At 55.0% G+C, this 19,768-nt stretch carries 21 protein-coding genes; all 21 read right to left on the bottom strand.

Annotated elements, in window-relative coordinates:
* Positions 1-10: 10 nt before the first annotated feature.
* Entirely contained in the window at positions 11-541 is a 531-nt protein-coding gene (locus G5229_RS15335; protein WP_279505510.1) for a DsbE family thiol:disulfide interchange protein, read from the bottom strand.
* Positions 538-2,493, bottom strand: a complete 1,956-nt coding sequence (locus G5229_RS15340; protein ID WP_216951794.1) for a heme lyase CcmF/NrfE family subunit — start codon at positions 2,491-2,493, stop codon at positions 538-540. Before G5229_RS15340 ends, G5229_RS15335 begins: the two co-directional genes overlap by 4 nt.
* Complete coding sequence (ccmE, locus tag G5229_RS15345) at positions 2,490-2,981, bottom strand: cytochrome c maturation protein CcmE (RefSeq protein WP_005344003.1); 492 nt, start codon at positions 2,979-2,981, stop codon at positions 2,490-2,492. Before ccmE ends, G5229_RS15340 begins: the two co-directional genes overlap by 4 nt.
* Entirely contained in the window at positions 2,978-3,184 is a 207-nt protein-coding gene (gene ccmD / locus G5229_RS15350) for a heme exporter protein CcmD (protein WP_216951795.1), read from the bottom strand. The genes ccmE and ccmD overlap by 4 nt, the downstream gene beginning before the upstream one ends.
* 2 nt (positions 3,185-3,186) lie before the next feature.
* Entirely contained in the window at positions 3,187-3,927 is a 741-nt protein-coding gene (locus tag G5229_RS15355) for a heme ABC transporter permease (protein WP_216951796.1), read from the bottom strand.
* Positions 3,928-4,098: 171 nt separating this feature from the next.
* Complete coding sequence (ccmB, locus tag G5229_RS15360) at positions 4,099-4,767, bottom strand: heme exporter protein CcmB (protein ID WP_216951797.1); 669 nt, start codon at positions 4,765-4,767, stop codon at positions 4,099-4,101.
* 5 nt (positions 4,768-4,772) lie between these two features.
* Complete coding sequence (gene ccmA / locus G5229_RS15365) at positions 4,773-5,408, bottom strand: cytochrome c biogenesis heme-transporting ATPase CcmA (RefSeq protein WP_216951798.1); 636 nt, start codon at positions 5,406-5,408, stop codon at positions 4,773-4,775.
* 293 nt (positions 5,409-5,701) lie between these two features.
* Positions 5,702-6,079, bottom strand: a complete 378-nt coding sequence (locus G5229_RS15370) for a DUF2802 domain-containing protein (RefSeq protein WP_168769852.1) — start codon at positions 6,077-6,079, stop codon at positions 5,702-5,704.
* Between the two features lie 28 nt (positions 6,080-6,107).
* Positions 6,108-6,596 (bottom strand): chemotaxis protein CheW, encoded by a 489-nt coding sequence (locus tag G5229_RS15375; RefSeq protein ID WP_005343991.1) that lies wholly within the window; start codon positions 6,594-6,596, stop codon positions 6,108-6,110.
* A 69-nt stretch (positions 6,597-6,665) separates the two neighbouring features.
* Entirely contained in the window at positions 6,666-7,538 is an 873-nt protein-coding gene (locus tag G5229_RS15380; RefSeq protein ID WP_421209526.1) for a chemotaxis protein CheW, read from the bottom strand.
* Complete coding sequence (locus G5229_RS15385) at positions 7,535-8,329, bottom strand: ParA family protein (RefSeq protein ID WP_005334696.1); 795 nt, start codon at positions 8,327-8,329, stop codon at positions 7,535-7,537. Before G5229_RS15385 ends, G5229_RS15380 begins: the two co-directional genes overlap by 4 nt.
* Before the next feature lie 4 nt (positions 8,330-8,333).
* Positions 8,334-9,254, bottom strand: a complete 921-nt coding sequence (locus G5229_RS15390; RefSeq protein ID WP_216951800.1) for a flagellar motor protein MotB — start codon at positions 9,252-9,254, stop codon at positions 8,334-8,336.
* Between the two features lie 2 nt (positions 9,255-9,256).
* Positions 9,257-9,994: a flagellar motor protein gene (locus tag G5229_RS15395; RefSeq protein WP_227341082.1), complete on the bottom strand. Its 738-nt coding sequence runs from the start codon at positions 9,992-9,994 to the stop codon at positions 9,257-9,259.
* 2 nt (positions 9,995-9,996) lie between these two features.
* Positions 9,997-11,112: a protein-glutamate methylesterase/protein-glutamine glutaminase gene (locus G5229_RS15400; protein WP_227341083.1), complete on the bottom strand. Its 1,116-nt coding sequence runs from the start codon at positions 11,110-11,112 to the stop codon at positions 9,997-9,999.
* 32 nt (positions 11,113-11,144) lie between these two features.
* Positions 11,145-13,346 carry a chemotaxis protein CheA gene (locus G5229_RS15405; RefSeq protein ID WP_421209529.1) on the bottom strand — a complete coding sequence of 734 codons (2,202 nt, stop codon included), beginning with the start codon at positions 13,344-13,346 and terminating at the stop codon, positions 11,145-11,147.
* A gap of 11 nt (positions 13,347-13,357) precedes the next feature.
* Positions 13,358-14,098 carry a protein phosphatase CheZ gene (locus tag G5229_RS15410; RefSeq protein ID WP_216951803.1) on the bottom strand — a complete coding sequence of 247 codons (741 nt, stop codon included), beginning with the start codon at positions 14,096-14,098 and terminating at the stop codon, positions 13,358-13,360.
* A gap of 12 nt (positions 14,099-14,110) precedes the next feature.
* Complete coding sequence (cheY, locus tag G5229_RS15415; protein ID WP_041234108.1) at positions 14,111-14,494, bottom strand: chemotaxis response regulator CheY; 384 nt, start codon at positions 14,492-14,494, stop codon at positions 14,111-14,113.
* 111 nt (positions 14,495-14,605) lie between these two features.
* Complete coding sequence (locus G5229_RS15420; protein WP_216951804.1) at positions 14,606-15,325, bottom strand: RNA polymerase sigma factor FliA; 720 nt, start codon at positions 15,323-15,325, stop codon at positions 14,606-14,608.
* On the bottom strand, positions 15,318-16,160 hold the full coding sequence (locus G5229_RS15425) for a MinD/ParA family protein (protein ID WP_408082997.1): 843 nt from the start codon (positions 16,158-16,160) through the stop codon (positions 15,318-15,320). The genes G5229_RS15420 and G5229_RS15425 overlap by 8 nt, the downstream gene beginning before the upstream one ends.
* Positions 16,161-16,194: 34 nt before the next feature.
* A complete protein-coding gene (gene flhF / locus G5229_RS15430) occupies positions 16,195-17,619 on the bottom strand; it encodes a flagellar biosynthesis protein FlhF (RefSeq protein WP_421209531.1) in 1,425 nt (474 codons plus the stop codon).
* Positions 17,620-17,635: 16 nt separating this feature from the next.
* On the bottom strand, positions 17,636-19,741 hold the full coding sequence (gene flhA / locus G5229_RS15435) for a flagellar biosynthesis protein FlhA (RefSeq protein WP_216951806.1): 2,106 nt from the start codon (positions 19,739-19,741) through the stop codon (positions 17,636-17,638).
* Positions 19,742-19,768: the final 27 nt, after the last annotated feature.

Below are 19,768 nucleotides of genomic sequence, written 5' to 3' on the forward strand. Positions count from 1 at the left end.
AGCACGCCCCTCACTTCATGGCATCAAAGATGGGTTTGAGGGTCGACACCCAGTTCTCGGGATTGATATCCCCCACGTGGCGATAACGGATGATCCCCTTGCTGTCGATAAAGAAGGTCTCCGGCGCGCCGTACACCCCAAGATCCAGTCCCAGCATGCCGTCCGGATCATAGAGATTGACCAGATAGGGGTTGCCCAGCTCCGCCAGCCATTTGATCGCCTTGTCGCGCTCATCCTTGTAGTTCATGCCGATGATGGGAATGCCCTGCCCTGCCAACTGTTTGAGGTAGGTGTGCTCGCCGTAGCAGGTCGGGCACCAGGTGGCCCAAACGTTGAGCAGCATGGGGCGACCGGTCAGGATACTGCGATCGTGCTGTTTGTTCAGATCGTAAATGTCCTGCAGGGTAAACACCGGTACCTCCTTGCCCACCATCACAGATTCGAGCTTGGTGGGATCGGAGTAGAGCCCCTTGAACAGGAACACAGCCCCCAGCAAAAAAACGATAAAGGGAATTAAAAACAACCAGAGCTTTTTGTTCATGCCTTGGCTTCCTCCTCACGACGGCCGAAACGGTAACGCTTGTCGAGCATCGCCAGCACGCCACCGATAGCCATAAAGACGCCGCCGAACCAGATCCAGCGCACGAACGGCTTGTAGTAGATCCTCACTGCCCAGGCATTGTTGTCTAGCTGCTCGCCAAGGGCCGCATAAAGATCTCGCGTGAAACCGGCATCGATGGCCGCTTCGGTCATCGGCATCCGGGTCACTGTGTACATCCGCTTCTCGGGCTTGAGCAGGGCGACCTGCTTGCCATTTTTGTGCACTTCCAGCACGCCCTTGAAGCCATCGTAGTTGGGGCCGTTCTTCTCTTTGATCCCGGCAAAAACGAACTCGTAATCGGCAAAGTGCACCCGATCACCCGCCTGCATCCGCAGATCCTTCTCGATGCTGTAGTTCTGGGTGCAGGCGATACCTATGATGCTGACTGCCAGCCCCACATGGCCAAGGATCATAGCCCAGTGACTGTTGCCAAGCTTGCGCACACCGACCGCAAAGCTGTGCTTGTGGGTCGCGCGCACCCAGGTCTCCTGCAGGCTGGTAACGATGACCCAGGCCCCAAGACCAATCCCCACCGCAGCCCACGGCTTGAAGGTTTCGGCAAAGATCAGCGGCAACAGCAGGGCTGCTGCCAGGCTCAGCACCAGCGCAAGAATCACCTTGCCCTTGAGCTCGCCAAGCTCCTGGCGGCGCCAGCGAAACAGCGGACCAACCCCCAGCAGCAGGGCAAACGGAATGATCAGCCAACTGTAGATATGGTTGAAGAAGGGAGTACCGATAGAGATGCTCCCCAGCCCCAGCTCCTTGTGCACCAGCGGCAGCAAGGTGCCGAGCAGCACAGTCAGCAGGCCAGCCACCAGCATGATGTTGTTGCAAAGCAGCAGGGTTTCGCGACTCCACAGCTCATGCTTGCCGTGGCTTTTCACCTGCGAACCTTTAAAGGCAAACAGCAGCAAGGATGAACCGATCACCGCCAGCAGGAAGCCGAGAATAAACAGGCCGCGGGTCGGGTCGGAGGCAAACGCATGGACCGACACCAGCACGCCGGAGCGCACTAGGAAGGTACCAAGCAGGCTCAGCGAGAAGGCCGAAAGGGCCAGCAGCACGGTCCACGCCTTGAAGGTGGCGCGCTTCTCGCTCACCGCCAGCGAATGCAGCAGAGCGGTACCCGCCAACCAGGGCATGAAGGAGGCATTTTCTACCGGATCCCAGAACCACCAGCCGCCCCAACCGAGCTCGTAGTAGGCCCACCAGGAGCCCAGCACTATGCCGAGGGTCAGGAATACCCAGGCCGCCATGGTCCAGGGGCGCGACCAGCGGGCCCAGGTTGCATCAAGACGACCGGTCATCAATGAGGCTATGGCGAAGGCAAATGCCACCGAGAATCCTACATAACCCATGTAGAGCATCGGCGGATGGAAGATCAGACCCGGATCCTGCAGCAGCGGATTGAGGTCACGGCCATCGACCGGAAAATAGGGCAAGGTGCGGGTGAAGGGATCAGAGGTGAACAGCACGAACGCGGTGAAACCGACCGAGATCAGCCCCAACACGCCGAGCACCCGCGCCACCGCATCGAGCGGCAGACGGCGGCTGAACATGGCTACCGCCGCAGTCCAGCCACCTAGGGTCAGTACCCACAGCAGCAGGGAACCTTCGTGGGCCCCCCACACCGCCGAGATACGATAGGCGAGCGGCAGCAGGCTGTTGGAGTTAGTGGCCACATACTGCACGGTAAAGTCGTTATCGATAAAGGCCCAGGTCAGGCAGAGAAACGACAGCAGCAGCAACAAAAACTGGGCATAGGCGAGCGGACGAGCCGCCGACATCATGCCAAGACGCCCCCGACTTGCGCCAAGCAGCGGATAGCTACCCAGCAACAGGGAGGTGGCAAAGGCCAGGATCAGCGCAAACTGTCCTAATTCCGGGATCATGGCTTATTCCCCTTCAACTGCGCATCGGTGTATTCAGGTTTGAAGTGCATGCCACTGGTGGCATCGGCCACTTCTGGCGGCATGTAGTTTTCATCGTGTTTGGCCAGTACCTCGAACGCTTCGACCGTGGTGGCATCCTTGAGAGTTCCTTGCGCCACAATCCCCTGCCCCTCGCGGAACAGATCCGGCAGGATGCCATCAAATTGCACCATCACCTGATGACCACCATTGTCGATCAGGTTGAAGCTAACCTTGAGGCTGTTCGGATCGCGCTTGACAGTGCCGGGGACCACCAGACCACCAATGCGCAGGCGCTGCCCCTCTTCCGGTTTGATCTTGTCCGGCCCCTTCCCTTCCACCAGCTCGCTCGGGGTATAGAAGAGGTCGATATTCTGACTGAGGGCGTAAAGCACCAGGCCGCTCACGGTGGCGAGGCCCAGGGTGATGGCCAGAATGATGGTGAGGCGTTTTTTGCGTCTCGGGTTCATAGGGTGTTCTCCATCTGCCGGGCCGCCTTGCGACGGCTCTCGCGTGCCTGCTTGCTGCGTAACTCATTAAACAGACGACGGGTTTTCATGCGGGTAGAAATGATGATACCGACCAGACAGAGCAGGGTCAGACCGAAGGAGAGCCAGACGTAGAAGGCGTAACCGCCCATCGCCAAAAAGTCACTGAATGAGGCAAAGTGCATGCTTACTTCTCCTGTTCGGCAATCTCTTGAACCCAGGGACGATGCCACTCCCGCATCAAGAGCTCGTTTCGAAAACGCATCAGGGTAAGGGCCCCGAGAAAGGCAACAAACGCCAAGATCATGATGAGCAGTGGCCAAAGCATCTCGGGAGAGATGGAGGGTTTGTCAAACTTGGTGATAGTGGCCCCCTGGTGCAAGGTGTTCCACCACTCCACCGAGTAGTGAATGATGGGGAGGTTGATCACCCCCACCAGTGCCAGAATGCCGGCAGCACGGCCAGCAACCACCTTGTCACTGAAGGCGTTGTAGAGGGCAATCACGCCGAGATAGAGAAACAGCAGGATCAGCTCAGAGGTGAGCCGTGCATCCCACACCCACCAGGTTCCCCACATGGGCTTGCCCCAGGCGGCACCGGTAAACAGTGCAATAAAAGTGAACACAGCGCCGACAGGTGCGATAGCCGCCACCGTCATGTCCGCCATCCGCAGTTGCCATACCAGCCCGATAAAGGCGGCAACTGCCATGGTGGAGTAGGCCCCCATCGAAAGAATGGCGGAAGGAACATGGATATAGATGATCCGGAAGGAGTCACCCTGCTGATAATCGGCGGGGGCAAAAGCCAGTCCCCAGACAGTGCCGATGATGAACGATAGCAGACTTATCACAGCAAACCAGGGCAACAGGGTCCCAGCCAGCCGATAGGCCCGTTCGGGTTTAGCGTAAGGGTGCAACCATTTCCACATAACTCACAAACCTTTTTGTTATTAATTGTTTGGCGAGGCCTAACATACTGACCTCGGGATAACATCAAATACCTCGAAAGCAATAAGCGGCAATCCGCTTGATCCATCGCAACTTTATTTCTGGAAAAGAATGCCCCATGCGAAACCATGTTGCGTTCTACCAATAGATCATCAGTTAAGACTGACCCTCAATGCGGCCGAAACGGCCAACGGCGTCAGCGTCAGGGCACCAACCAGCATGGCGGCCAGAATGGCAAGCTGTCCGCCATAGGGCAAGCCCATCCCCGCCGCATCAATTGCAGAGGTGGCAAAAATCAGTACCGGAATATAGAGCGGCAGGATAAGCAGACTGAGCAGCACTCCGCCCTTGCGCAACCCGACCGTCAGGGCAACCCCGACTGCACCGAGCAGGCTCAGCACCGGTGTGCCGAGTGCCAGAGTGGCGACTACCGCCAGATAACTGTTCATATCCAGCGATAGCAAAATTGCCAGCAAGGGCGAAATCAGCAGCAGCGGCAATCCAGTCAGTAACCAGTGAGCAATCACTTTGGCCAGCGCCAGCAACCCGAGTGAATGGGGCATCAACATGATCTGCTCCAACGAACCGTCGCCAAAGTCGTCGCGAAACAGTCGCTCCAGCGACAGCATGGCCGCCAGCAAGGCTGCCACCCAGATGATGCCGGGAGCAATGCGAGCCAACAACTTGGGCTCAGGGCCGATACCGAGTGGGAACAGGGTGATGACAATAAGGAAAAACCAGAGCGGGTTAAGAATATCTGCACGCTGGCGCAGGGCCATCAATAACTCGCGGTGGATCAAATACATGACGGCACGCAACATCGAAACTACTCCTGCAGCAAGGGCGTAAGCGAGAGTGTTTTCAGTCGACCCTGCATCAGCGTCATATCCTGATGAGTGGTGAGGATCACCATCCCCCCCCGCTCGGCATGAGCCAGAAACAACCTCTCCAGCACCTTGACCCCCTGCTTATCAATGGCGGTAAAAGGCTCATCCAGGATCCAGAGAGCCGGTTTGTCACTGAGCCAGAGCCTGGCCAGAGCCACCCGACGCTGTTGACCTGCCGAGAGCTGTCCGGTCGGGTTCTCTTCAAAACCGGCCAACCCAACCTGGGCAAGCACCTGCCACAAATCCACTGTCTGCCGGGATACATGATGCAGCTTCTGATAAAAGGCGAGATTTTCGAGCGGAGTCAAGGCAGCTTTGACCCCGGGCTGATGACCGAGATAGAGCAGATTGGCATGGTACTCATCACGGCAATGGCGAATATTTTCACCATTCCAGCACACTTCACCGGAAAACGGCTGAGACAGGCCAGTCAGCAGACGCAGCAGGCTGGTCTTGCCAACCCCGTTGGGACCTTCAATTTGCACCAGATCACCGGGAACTACCGCAAAGGAGAGATGTTCAAACAGAGTGCGATCTTCACGCACGCAGCTCAGATTGTTAACTTGAAGCAGCATGGAGATTTTTTCAGAGAAAATGAAGCGGCTTGCATCTTAACACAGTATTGGAATACGTCTTTTCCAAGATGCCCTTCATCCACTGTTTTTGTGGAGAAGATCGCGCACAAGGAAAAATAGGCGTGGAAAATGATGACAATCAAAGGCATCCAAATAGATCAAACTGGAAACCTCATAACAAACCAGTATTAGCAAATAACTATTCTTCTCGATCACTGTACATGGCGCTCCATGAAAGAGCGCCATACATGCAACAGAAAAAATTCAGGAAGGCAAGTTGCCTTCCTGAATCATCAAGAGCGGCCTTTTCGCAACGATATCAAGAGCTCGGCTTCTGCCTTTGGCAACTCGCACTCACTCATGACCTCATCAAGGTCGGCGCCCAGTTCGACCATCTTGGCCGCTCGACTGTAAAGCCGTCGCTCGGGATCCTGCATGGTCAATTCTTGCTGGCGTTCATTGACCTGCTGCATCGCCCCTTCTACCGACTGTAACCGCTGTCCCATGCCGATGGCGCCGGTATGAAGCTCCATCATCTGCTTGCGCAAGCTTTCCAACTGACCTTGCAGCGTTGCCACACTAGCCTCGGACTCCTGCTTGCTACGCTTGCTCTTGAACCAGATATAAGAGGCAAACGCCAAGGCAATCAGGGACAACCCCAAGGCAACCATCTCGATTATCAAAACATCACCTTACTTATCAGAGGGAACCGATATCTTCCCACTCTTCATCGGAGAGCAGCTTGTTCAAGTCAACTAGGATCAGCAGTTGCCCATCACGGTTGCTGACCCCCTGAATGAACTTGGCGCTCTCTTCGGTACCTACAGCTGGAGCAGCATCGATTTCGGAAGATTTCAGATATACCACTTCTGCCACGCTGTCGACCATGATGCCAATCACCTGCTTCTCGGCTTCGATGATCACAATCCGGGAATTTTCGCTCACATCGCCGGAAGGCAGACCGAAACGGGAACGGGTATCGATGACAGTCACCACATTGCCACGCAGGTTGATGATCCCCAGTACGTACTCAGGCGCACCCGGCACCGGTGCAATTTCGGTGTAGCGCAACACCTCCTGAACCTGCATCACATTGATGCCGTAGGTTTCGTTTTCCAGCTGGAAGGTTACCCATTGCAGCACTTCATCTTCGGCCAGATTCTGTGCGATATTGCGCTTTTCTGTCATGTTTTTATTCCTTTTATGAAAACGTCTACTGCTAAAACTAGCAATAAAACAGCTCGATTGCAGAAGTTATCAGCGACCTTCTATGTTAACCCCACGCTCCAGCAACAAGAGCAGTTCACGAACGTGTAACAGGGCACACATTTTTTCTTTGACCATGCCCGCCAACCAAGGGCGCTTGCCCTCCTGATGGCGCCATTTAACCTGGTCACGGTGTAACAATTCAGTCCCTTTGAGATGGTGGCAGGCTAATCCCCACGGCGATTCACCAAGCATAATCAGATACTTGTAATCATCCATCTCGAGATGCTGACCCGGCATGACCCACTGGGCGGTATCGACCACATTCATCTTCTGCTCGCGAGAGGTCATGATCCCCTTGTACCAGCCCGGCTGGCCAAACAGGGAGGTGATCTCGCCCAACTGGTGAATACCACCAAGCTCGGTCAACGGCACCGCAAACGTCACGCCCGCGACTTCAAAAAAGAGGGCCTGAAACTCTTTACCGGTATCGATATTCTCCCAAGTGACAGGTTCAGTGGCTTCTACCGGAGCAACCTCCAGCGCAGTTTCAGTCAAGATGGTGGTGTGGGGCTCTGCAACTTCGGGCAGCAGCACCTCCTCAGGCCATTCAGGCTCTACCGGCAACAATGACTCCTCGGCCACAATCTCCAATGGGGCCGTCAGTGTCACCTCCTGGGTGAAGGCATCATTTTCAAACTGAACTTGTCCCACCTGAGCCAACAGTTCGCCAAGCTGGGCAAGGCGTGGATCACTTTCCAAATAAGGTGCAGCAACCACCTCGGGGACGCTGTGGGGCTGACGTTGCAACTGTAAAACAGGGGCGGATTGAACCTCTTCCACCTCATCCAGCACCAGCGGCTCATCGAGCAGCAGGGAGTGGAAATAGTCATCCATCGCCCGTACTTGAATGGTATCTCTCATGCCGTCACCTCATGAACCCGTTGCCGCTCAAGGGCATCAAGATGGTTGAGCAGCGTCTCATAGGCATAGGTTCCACGACTCCCGGGAGAATAGATAGACGGGGGGATATGCAGCAAGCTGGCATCCCGAAACTTGGTATCAATAGGGATCACAGCATTCCACACTGAATCTCCATATTGATCCTTGATCGACTTCAAGGTCATCAGAGAGGCACGGGTGCGCTTGTCGAACATAGTCGGGATCACGGTATAACGGAATTTGTCACGCTTGGAACGCTGCATGATCTCGAATGTCTTCATCATCCGCTCCAATCCTTTGAGAGCGAGAAACTCGGTCTGAACCGGCACAAGAATACGATCGCAGGCAGCCAGCGCATTGACCATCATCACCCCAAGCACAGGCGGGCAGTCGATCAGCACATAATCATATTGATCCTGAATGCGCAGCAGCGCCCGCTTCAGCACCAGCCCCATTCCCTCACGATTTCCCATTACCCGATCAAGAGTCGCCAGGGTAATAGATGCGGGTAGTAAATTGATATTCTCGAACTTGGTCTTGAGCGTCAGTTTATTGACAAGCTCGGCTGTCGGTTTGACAGCTTGAAACAACTCATAGAGGGTTCCATCCAGACGATCTGAATCAAAATCAAGATATGCAGTCAGCGAGGCGTGAGGATCGGTGTCAATCAACAGCACTCGCTGACCACGCTGGGCCAGGATCCCGGCAAGCGAGACCACTGTGGTGGTTTTACCCACACCACCTTTCTGGTTGGCAACCGTCCAAACAATCACTGTATCAATCCTGCCTTGTTGTTATACGTATGCCGCCACCGGGCAAAGAGATAACCTTTATCTCTCCAGCATCCACCGCCTGCTGCACCACAGGAACCGGTTCGGCAACCACCGGGGGCTTTACCGCCACAGGAGCTGGCGGCACCCAGGCGAATTTGGAAATTGCGACCACAACCTTGCGATTTTGCAGCCGGCCTTGCTCAGTGCTGTTATCGGCAAAAGGGGAAAACTCGCCATATGCCTCAAAGGCCAGACGCTGGGGTGCGATGCCATCAGCAATCAAGCCATTGAGCACCGCTTCGGCCCTCGCAGCAGAAAGCGCCCAATTAGAACGATAAATTTCATTATTTATCTGTTGGTTATCTGTATATCCTCGGACCCTTATATAGTTATCGACCGGTTTGAGAATACTTGAAAGAGTATTGATTACCGGTGCAGCATTCGGTCCCATAAAGGCGCTGCCACTGCCAAACAGCAGACCTGAACTGAGTTCCACAGTCAGCCAGTTCTCGTCTTGCGTCATTTTGACTATCCCGGCATCCACCAGTGACCCCATGCTCTCTTGCAACTGCATATCAAGTTTGGCAAGTGTCGTGCCATCTTGCAGCACAGGGACACCAGAAATGGGGGCAAGTGAAGGAGAGGGGGACGTTGCGCTTTCCAGCAACGAGGGGGAGGCAGAAACAGCATTCTCCAACAGTGAATTGCCCTGCCCCTCCAGCAGACCATCACTGCGAGACTGCATGACACTGAACGCCTGACTCATGCCATCTATCACCGCACGATATTTGTCCTTGTTCACCAGCGCAACAGAGTAGAGCACCACAAACAGAGCAAATATCAGCGTCATGTAATCGGCATAGGAGACCAGCCAACGGTCAAGGTGTTCACGCCCCTGCAAGTGCAAACGATAGCGCTTGCGCATGGCTACTCTCCTTTCAAATAGGCCCTGAGCCGACGTTCAACCTGTAAACCATTCTCACCATGGGCAATGGCTAACAGCCCTTCCAGGGTCATCTCCTGAAACAGTGCATAGTGATAGTGAAACGCTCGCAACCGGTTGGCTATCGGTAGATAGATCAGGTTGGCAAACCCGACACCATAGATGGTTGCCACAAATGCCACTGCGATGCCAGCCCCCAGAGCAGATGGCTCTTCAAGATGAAACATGGCCTGGATAAGGCCCAAGACAGCGCCGATAATCCCGATAGTCGGACTATATCCCCCCATGGCTTCGAACACCCGGGCCGCATGTTCATTACGCTCCTGCTCGATATCGATATCGGCTTCGAGCAACATGCGAATATCCTCCGTGGAGACACCATCGACAATCATGTTCAACCCTTGGCGGGTAAAATGGTCCTCCTCCTGCTCAGCCTGATTTTCGAGGGCCAGCAGCCCCTGCTGGCGTGCAAAGGCAGCCCAGGATTGTAGCCGTTCAGCCTGGGCAGAGAGATCCTGCCGTGGCGGATTGAAAATCCATAGACACTGGCGCAATGCCAGCAAAACAAACTTGGCAGGGGTCTGCAATGTAACGGCACCAACTGTACCGCCAAGAACAATGAGAAAAGCAGGCCCGTCCAACAACGTCAACAGGGAGCCACCATGCCACAGCTGGGCAATAGCAATAGCCCCCAGTGCGAGGAGCAGACCGAGCAAGCCCATGATTAGCGCCCCAACTCAACCAGAATACGCTGGGCCACCTTGTCCAGAGGAAGTGATTCACTGGCAATACCTGCCTTTGCAACCGCTTGAGGCATGCCATATACCACGCAGGAAGCCTCATCCTGAGCCCAGATTGTAGAGCCCTGCTCTTTCAGCAGTCTGGCACCATCACGGCCATCAGCCCCCATACCGGTTAGCACAATCGCCAATACCTTGTCGGCATAGGTCTTGGCAGCAGAGGCAAAGGTAATGTCCACGCAAGGCTTGTAATTTACCTTGTCGTTGCCATCAACGATGCGAATACGGGCGCCTGCACCACGACCCTCCAACAGCATCTGCTTGCCACCGGGGGCCAGGTAGGCATGGCCCGGTTTGAGGACGTCTCCATCCTCGGCCTCCTTGACACCTATCTGGCATAACCCGTTTAGACGGGCAGCAAAAGCTGCGGTGAAGGTGGCAGGCATATGCTGGATAAGCAATATTGGGTGAGGAAAATCCCCTGGCAACTTGGTCAGCACATTTTGCAAGGCTACCGGGCCGCCGGTAGAAGTCCCGATCGCCACCAATTGATAACTCTTGCCACTTCGCTTGAATGAGGCACTTGGCACAGTGCGTTGCAGGTCAGGCTGACGCTCTGAAGATCTGGGCGCAGTGCTACCCAGCGGAGCACGAGCAACCGGTTCAGGTGCTTTGGGGCGAGCAGCGGATGTCATCAGGAAGCGCTTGCGGGAGATCTCCTTCACCCGTTGTTGCAACAGTCTGACCGCTTCGTCCTTGTCTCTGGCAATGTCTTCAAATTTTTTGGGCAAGAAGTCAAGAGCACCGGCGTCCAGTGCATCCAGCGTTGCCTTGGCGCCTTCATGAGTCAGGGAGGAGAACATCAGAATGGGAGTTGGACACTTGGCCATGATCTCCCGCACTGCACTGATGCCATCCATCACGGGCATCTCGATGTCCATGGTGATCACATCAGGGCGCAGCGACATGGCCTTGTCTACGGCTTCACGCCCATTCTGAGCAGTATCTATCACCGTCAGCATGGGATCCTGATTGATTATCTCGCTCACCCGGCGGCGAAAGAAGCTCGAATCGTCGACAACTAATACCTTGACTGCCATTGTTATTTTTCTAACTCCTTGGGCCTGAGCGATTAATGTCTACGCGCATATGCTTTGAGCAGACTCGGTACATCCAGAATAAGGGCAATACCGCCATCGCTGGTAATGGTTGCACCAGCCATCCCCGGGGTGCCTTGCAGCAGATTATCGAGCGGCTTGATCACCACCTCTTCTTGACCAATCAAGCTGTCGACCACAAACCCGATTTGCTGAGTGCCAATCTGCACGATCACCACATGCCCGGTATCCTGACGTGAGCGCTTGTTGGTACCACGGATCAACCACTTGTGTAGATAAAAGAGGGGAATCGCCTTATCACGCACAATGATGGTGAGCTGACCATCGACCATATTGGCCTTTTTCAGATCCAGATGGAAAATCTCGTTCACACAACCAAGGGGAAGAGCGAAGGTCTGCTCACCCACTTCAACCATCAGGGTCGGCAGAATGGCTAGCGTCAACGGAACCTTGATTTCGAGACGGGTGCCTTTCCCCCAGGTAGAATCGATGTGCACTGACCCATTGAGGCTGACAATACTGGTTTTAACCACGTCCATTCCGACACCACGGCCAGAGATATCGGAGATCTCGGACTTGGTCGAAAATCCGGGGGCAAAGATCAGGTTATAGGCATCGTTATCACTCATGCGCGCGGCAGTATCTGCATCCAGCACACCGCGGCTGATGGCAATAGACTTGAGTTTTTCCGGGTCCATCCCGGCGCCATCATCCTCAATGCAAAGCAGGATATGATCGCCTTGCTGGGAGGCGCTAAGGGTGATCGTCCCTTGCCGCGGCTTGCCCGCTTTCTCTCGCACATCCGGCATTTCGACCCCGTGATCGCAGGAGTTGCGAACAAGGTGAACAAGAGGATCGGCGAGCGCCTCCACCAGGTTTTTGTCGAGGTCGGTCTCTTCCCCAACCATCACCAGCTCAATCTCTTTTTTGAGGGTTCTGGCCAGATCACGCACCACGCGCGGGAAACGACCAAATACCTTCTTGATTGGCTGCATGCGGGTTTTCATCACCGCACCTTGCAGGTCAGCCGTTACCACATCCAGATTGGCAACCGCCTTTGACATCTCTTCATCATTACTGGCAATACCCAGACTCACCAGCCGGTTACGAACCAGTACCAACTCACCTACCATGTTCATAATGACATCAAGGGTCTTGGTATCCACCCGCACCGTCGTATCGCTTTGCACTGCACTGTTTTCGGCAGGAGCTGGCGTAGCCTTGGCGGCAGGCGCTGATGCCTTGGCTGCTTCGGCAGGTTTTGCGGGGTCAGCCTGTACAGGTTTGGCTACAGGTGTTGTCGGTTTGGGCGCAGTCACCGCGGCAGGTGCGGCAGGTGCGGCAGGTGCGGCAGGTGCGGCAGGTGCGGCAGGTGCCATACTACTCTGAGGACCTTGGCCACGACCATGCAATTCATCAAGCAGGCGTTCAAACTCATCATCATCGATAAGCTCGTCCACCTCTTTTTGCACCGACTTCAGAGGATTCACCTCTGGCGCCCCCATGTGCTGTCCCTGACCATGGAGTTGATCCAGCAAGGCCTCAAACTCATCATCGGTTATATCGCCAGATTCGCCAGCAACAGTCGCTCCTGCCGCACTCTTGGTTGGTGTGCCCCCCACGCCATGCAGCTCATCCAGCAGACGCTCGAATTCATCAGCTGAAATCTCGTCTATGGATCCGCCCCCGTTAACAGGAGCAGGATCGCTGGCCTGGTTTATCGGTTCAACAACCTCGGGGTAGGAGACAACCTCAACAACAGGAGTGACAGCCTCCTGCTCCATGGCAATAGCGCCACTTGTCGCGGTTCGGAGTTGCTCTTCTCCTTCAGGCTTGCACAACTCGTGGAGGTCATGGAGCAGATCATCAGACGCAGGACTTGGCGCTTCACGGTTTTGTACTTGGGCGAACATGACGTTTATGGCGTCCAGCGCTTGCAGGATCACGTCCATCAGTTCGGCAGTCACGGTTCGCTTGCCATTACGCAAGATATCAAATACGTTTTCAGCGCCGTGGCATACGTCAACCAACTCCCCCAAAGACAGGAAACCGGCACCACCTTTTACGGTATGGAAACCGCGAAAGATGGCATTTAACAGATTCTTGTCATCAGGCCGCTTTTCCAAGTCGACCAGTTGCTCAGACAACTGTTCCAATATTTCGGATGCTTCGACCAGAAAGTCTTGCAGTATGTCTTCATCAACTTCGAAGGCCATGCGTCACTCCATTAGAATCCCAAGCTAGACAGCAGATCGTCCACATCATCCTGACCATTGACTACATCGGCACGCGCCTCTGGATTCATGATTGGGCCTTCGGCTTCAATCCCGTTCACAGGGAGAGTACGAGTTGAATGCTCAGCTGCAGCCTCACCAAACATAGTCAGCATTTCTATTAATTTTGTTTCAACTTCCTGAACCAGTTTTATGACCTTGCGGATCATCTGGCCTGTCAAATCCTGAAAGTCTTGTGCCATCAGAATTTCTGTCAGCAGTTGTCGTAACTTATCGGCATCTGACTCAGAAGCCTTAATGAAATCATCAAGTTGATGGCATAAGGACTTAAACTGCCCCACGCTCATATCTCTGGACATCAGTGCATTCCAGTTGGGCATCACCAGCTGGATATTATCATTCAGGCGATCCGCTATTGGCAGACTGGCCTCTACCGCATCCATGGTGCGATTAGCAGCCTTGTCGGTCATATCTATGACGTAATTGAGGCGCTCCCTCGCATCGGGAATGTCATGGGTGGCCAAATCGGGAATTCGGGGGTCGAGACGAAATTCTTGAAGTGAGTTATGCAGTTGTCGGGTCAGCTGACCAACTTTTTCAAACAGATCGGCTGCGTTGGGGGCACATACATTGGCAAGCAGTTCATCGGCCAGCTCGAATTCACCTTGCTCCAGATGAGCAACAAGCATCCTTGCCTGGTCGAGCGAAATCATTGCTTTCGTTTTGGCCATCATCCCTGCTGCTCCTTAGCCAAGGCGTTCAAAAATTTTGTCGAGTTTTTCTTTGAGCGTTGCTGCAGTGAAAGGCTTGACGATATAACCGTTAACGCCGGCTTGCGCGGCTTCGATGATCTGCTCGCGTTTGGCTTCTGCCGTCACCATCAGTACCGGCAGATGCTTGAGCTTTTCATCGACACGAATGGCTTTCAGCAGGTCGATACCTTGCATGCCTGGCATGTTCCAGTCGGTAACCACAAACTGGAAATCACCATTTTTCAGCATCGGCAATGCTGTGTTGCCGTCATCCGCTTCATGGGTATTGTTGAACCCAAGGTCGCGAAGCAAGTTCTTGATAATCCGGCGCATCGTTGAAAAATCGTCAACAATGAGGATTTTCATGTTCTTGTCCAAAATTCCCTCCTCAATAGCCACCTCAGTGGCTCACTTACATGATGCTAAAAACGGGTTGTGTCATGCGGATTATGCCTTAGAGTTTCATCTCAGTGTAGCCAGTACAAACACTTATAGATGCCAATCTCTCAAACGAGCGCGTAGTCTGTGCATTGCCTGACTATGTATCTGACTCACGCGCGACTCACTCACATTCAAAACCTCGCCAATTTCACGTAAATTCAGCTCTTCATCGTAGTAAAGAGAGAGAACCAGGGCTTCTCTCTCCGGTAAGCGACCAATTTGCTCCGACAGTTGAATTTGAAATCGTTCTGTGGCCAGTTCATCAAACCCCGAGCCTGACGGAGCTTCATCAGGGTTACCGATCACATCCTCACTGACCCCCAGATCCTCGATACCGATGATCTTGCCACAGGAGACATCCTGCAGCATGACATGATAATCAGCGAGAGAGACCCCCATTTGCGCTGCGACTTCCGCGTCGCGAGCATCCCGTCCATTGGCTTGCTCCACATTTTCGATCGCTTCGGCAATCGCTCTGCTGTTTCGATGCACGGAACGGGGCACCCAATCACCACGCCGGATCTCATCCAGCATGGCACCACGGATACGGATCCCGGCATAGGTCTCGAAACTGGCTCCCTTGCTACCATCAAAGTTCCGTGACGCTTCGAGCAGCCCAATCATACCTGCCTGTATCAGGTCATCCAGCAAGACACTGCTTGGCAGGCGAGCCAGCAAATGCTGGGCAATCCGCTTGACCAGTGGAGCATGGCGCTCTACCAGCAGATAGGAATCCTGATGACGCAAGTACGCTTGGGCTTTATTCACGGGAACCTTCCTGTGTGGTGGCCTGAGTCTGCAACAGATTCTCCAGGAAAAACTCCAGATGACCGCCAGGCTGGTTTGGTACCGGCCAGCTAGCTGCTTTGTTGGCCAATGCGCGGAAAGCCAAAGCCGCCGGCGACTTGGGAAACGCCTCGACAATCAGTTTCTGCTTGCGCACGGCTGCACGCAGATTGGTGTCATAAGGCACGCAGGCAACCAGTTCCAGTGACGTATCGAGGAAACGATCGGTTACCCGGGTCAGCTTGGCAAAAAGCTCCTGCCCTTCACGCAGGCTGCGCACCATATTTGCCACTACCTTGAAGCGAAATACACCGTGCTCTTTGGAGAGGATCTTGATGAGGGCATAGGCATCGGTAATGGAAGTCGGCTCGTCACACACAACCACCATGATGTCCTGCGCAGCACGGGTGAAACTCAACACCATGTCCGAGATCCCCGCCGCCGTATCCACCATCAGAATATCGACCTGGGTCTTCATCTCGCTGAAGGCGCGGATCAGTCCGGCATGTTGTACCGGTGAAAGCTCGACCATGGACTGGGTCCCCGAGGTTGCAGGCACAATCATCATGCCATACGGTCCCTCAACGATAATGTCGTCGATAGTGCACTCACCTGCCAGCACGTGAGAGAGATTGCGATGAACCCGCAGCCCCAGCATGACGTCGACGTTGGCCAGACCAAGGTCAGCATCCAGCACCATTACCCGTTTGCCTTGGGCCGCCATGGCTCCCGCCACATTCAGGGTCACGTTGGTCTTGCCCACGCCACCTTTACCACCGGAAACGGCGATCACTTTTACTCGATTGTTTTGACGCATTTTGCGCAGACCACTCGCCTGATCCATATACATGTTACTCATAAAACTCCGAATCTTCGGTCTCGCCAAAGCCTGTGCCCCAGAAATAGGGCTCTTCTGTTTCTCGCTCCAGCGAGCCCATGGCCGCGCCGACAAGCTGCGCCGCATTGGCAACCTGAATATCTTCCGGAACCCGCTGCCCATCCGTGATGTAACTGATAGGCAAGGCATTCTGGATACACACGTTAATTACTTCGCCCAGATTCAGACTCTCATCCAACTTTGTAAGTATGCAGCCGCTCAAGGGAATGCGCCGGAAATGGTCAACCGCTTCCTGCATTACCCGACGCTGGGAGGTTGCCGACATCACCAGATAGCTGCGGATCCTCACCTTGGCATTCTTGACCAGGGTATCGAGCTGCTCGGTCAGCCGGATATCCCGCTGCCCCACGCCTGCCGTATCGATCAATACCAGCCGACGGTGGCGGAACTGATAGAGGGCATTGGCCAGCTCTTCGGCATCACGCACCTGCCGCACCGGACAGCCCATGATCCGGCCATAAGTCTGTAATTGCTCATGAGCACCGATCCGGTAGTTGTCAGTGGTGATAAGGGCCACCTGCTCGGCACCATACTTCATGGCAAAACGGGCGGCTAATTTGGCGATGGTGGTGGTCTTGCCCACCCCGGTCGGCCCCAGCAGGGCAACGGCGCCCCCCTGACGTAAAATCTCGTCCTCGCTGATCTTGAGCTGAGCCGTCAACACTTCCGCCAACTGGGCCATCGCCTGATGGATGGGCATGTCTTCAGGGATCAGCCCCGCCAGTTGATCGGCAAACGCATCGTCAAAGCCCATCTTTTTGAGCTCCTTGATCAGCAGAGCCCGCATCGGCTCACGTCGCTCAACTTCCTGCCACATCAGACCGGAGATCTGGTGCTCCAGCAATTTGCGGATACTGGCCATCTCCTTGCGCATCCCCTCCATCTCCTGATCCCGCTGAGCAGGTTGAGAAGAACGCTGGGCGGAGGCAACCCGGGCTTTGGGCTTGACAGGTTCCGGGGCGGCGCCCCATTGCCCCTGCTCGGCCAATGTTCTGGGCGCTGCATTGGCAGCGGCCAGACCGGCCGATTGGGTATTGCCCATTGGCGCCCCATTGCCCGGCTTGAGCTTCTGCTGGCGCGCCAGCAAGGCTGCCAGGGTATCGGCATAATGTTCGTTCTGTTCCTGAACCTTTGTGGGCTCGGGGCGGGTCATCTGCCGAGCAGCAGACGAAATATTGACACTCTCATCGTTCAGCTGACGGCGAACCGGCGCATCTTTGGGCCCCGGAACCTGGGATTGATAATCGACTGCGGCGACTATCTCTACCCCTCCGGTGACCTTCTTGTTGGACATGATGACAGCGTCAGGCCCGAGCGTCTCCTTGACCTCGGCCAGAGCCGTTCGCATGTCCTTGGCAAAAAACCGCTTAATCTTCACCCATCGTCTCCGCTAACTAGTTCTGCCCTACCGCACTGACGATGCGGATCTGCTTGTCGTCGGGCACTTCCTGATAAGACAGAACACGCAACCCAGGAATGGCATTCTTGACAAATTTTGCCAGGGTATTGCGCAAGATCCCCGATGTCAGAAGCACGGCCGGTTGGCCTTCCAATTCTTGTCGTTGAGTGGCTTCCACCAGCGAGCGCTGCATTCGCTCCGCCAGACCCGGCTCAATACCGGCACCATCACCTCCACCTGCCTGCAGGGATTGATGCAATATACGTTCCAATTCAGGTGCCAATGTTATCACCGGTAGCTCTGGGTCTGGGCCGGCAATCTCCTGCACAATCAGACGACGCAGGGCAATCCGGCAAGCCGCGGTGAGCACTTCCGGATCCGGACTGCGCGGCGCGTATTCAACCAGGGTCTGCAGGATAGTGCGCATATCGCGGATTGGCACCCCTTCATTGAGCAAATTCTGCAATACCTTCACAAGGTTACCCATGCTGATCACTTCCGGCACCAGCCCTTCGACCAGCTTGCTCTGGTGTTTGCCAATCATGTCGAGCAGTTGTTGTACCTCGTCATGGCCGAGCAACAGTGAGGCATGGTTGGTCAAGATCTGACTCAAATGGGTGGCAACTACGGTCGCAGTATCCACCACTGTATACCCCAGGGTCTGCGCCTGTGACACCTGCTCCTTGGCTACCCACACTGCTTCAAGTCCAAACGCGGGATCCCGGGTAGCAATCCCCTGAATTTGGCCGAATACCTGCCCCGGGTTGATGGCCATCTCTTTATCATGGTAGACGCTGGCCTCGCCGGTACTGACTCCCATCAAGGTGATGCGATATTGATTTGGTGCCAGATCCAGGTTGTCGCGGATGTGGACGGCAGGCACCAGAAAGCCCAGTTCTTGCGAGAGTTTCTTGCGCACCCCTTTGATCCGGTTGAGCAGTTCGCCCCCCTGATTGCGATCCACCAGCGGGATTAGCTGGTAACCCACTTCCAGCCCGATGATGTCTACCGGCATCACATCGTCCCAGCTCAACTCTTTCTGTTCATGCGATGGCTGGTCAGTACTGGTCGGCATCAACTCGCCGCTGGCTGCTTTGGCTACCGCCAGCTTCTCGCGGCGCAGCAGCCACCAGGCTCCAGCGGCAGCGATCGCCCCCAGACTCAGGAAGGCGAAGTGCGGCATCCCCGGCACCAGTCCCATCATCAGCAGGATACCGGCAGAGATGATCAAGGCCTTGGGATTGTCGAACAGTTGGCCCAATACCGCCGTGCCCATATCCTGATCGGTATTCTGACGGGTCACTATGATGGCGGCGGCGATAGAGAGCAACAGGGAGGGGATCTGCGCCACCAGACCGTCACCTATCGCCAGCAGGGTATAGATCTCGGCAGACTCCCTGAAGGTAAGATGATGCTGCATCATCCCGATGATAAAGCCGCCGATGATGTTGATGAAGAGGATCATGATGCCCGCAATGGCATCCCCTTTGACGAACTTGGAAGCACCATCCATAGAGCCATAGAAGTCCGCTTCCTGGGTCACATCCTGGCGACGCTTCTTCGCCTCTTCCTGGTTGATGAGGCCGGCATTCAAATCGGCATCGATGGCCATCTGTTTGCCCGGCATCGCATCCAGAGTAAAACGGGCACTTACTTCCGCGATCCGCCCGGCCCCCTTGGTGATAACCACAAAGTTGATGATCATCAGGATTGTAAAGACGATGATGCCGACTGCATAGTTACCGCCGATCACCACATTACCGAATGCCTCGATCACATGGCCTGCCGCTGCACTGCCATTGTGACCTTCCAGCAACACCACCCGGGTCGAGGCCACGTTCAATGCCAGCCGCAGCAAGGTGGCCAGCAGCAATACGGTCGGGAAAGCAGCAAATTCGAGGGGGCGCCGGGTATAGACGGATACCAGCAGCACCACGATAGAGAGCGCAATGTTGAAGGAGAAGAGCACATCCAGCATCAGTGGCGGGATGGGCAACACCACCATGCCGAGCGCGGCCAATACCAGCAGAGGGGTACCAAGGCCTTTGCTCAATACTCCCCGAGACTGTTTTAACTGGCCCAATACTGCCTTGAATTCCATCGCTCTTCTCAATGTCAACCTGCTGGT

Source organism: Aeromonas sp. 602396 (assembly GCF_049173735.1).
In the GTDB taxonomy this organism is placed as follows: Bacteria; Pseudomonadota; Gammaproteobacteria; order Enterobacterales; family Aeromonadaceae; genus Aeromonas; species Aeromonas veronii_A.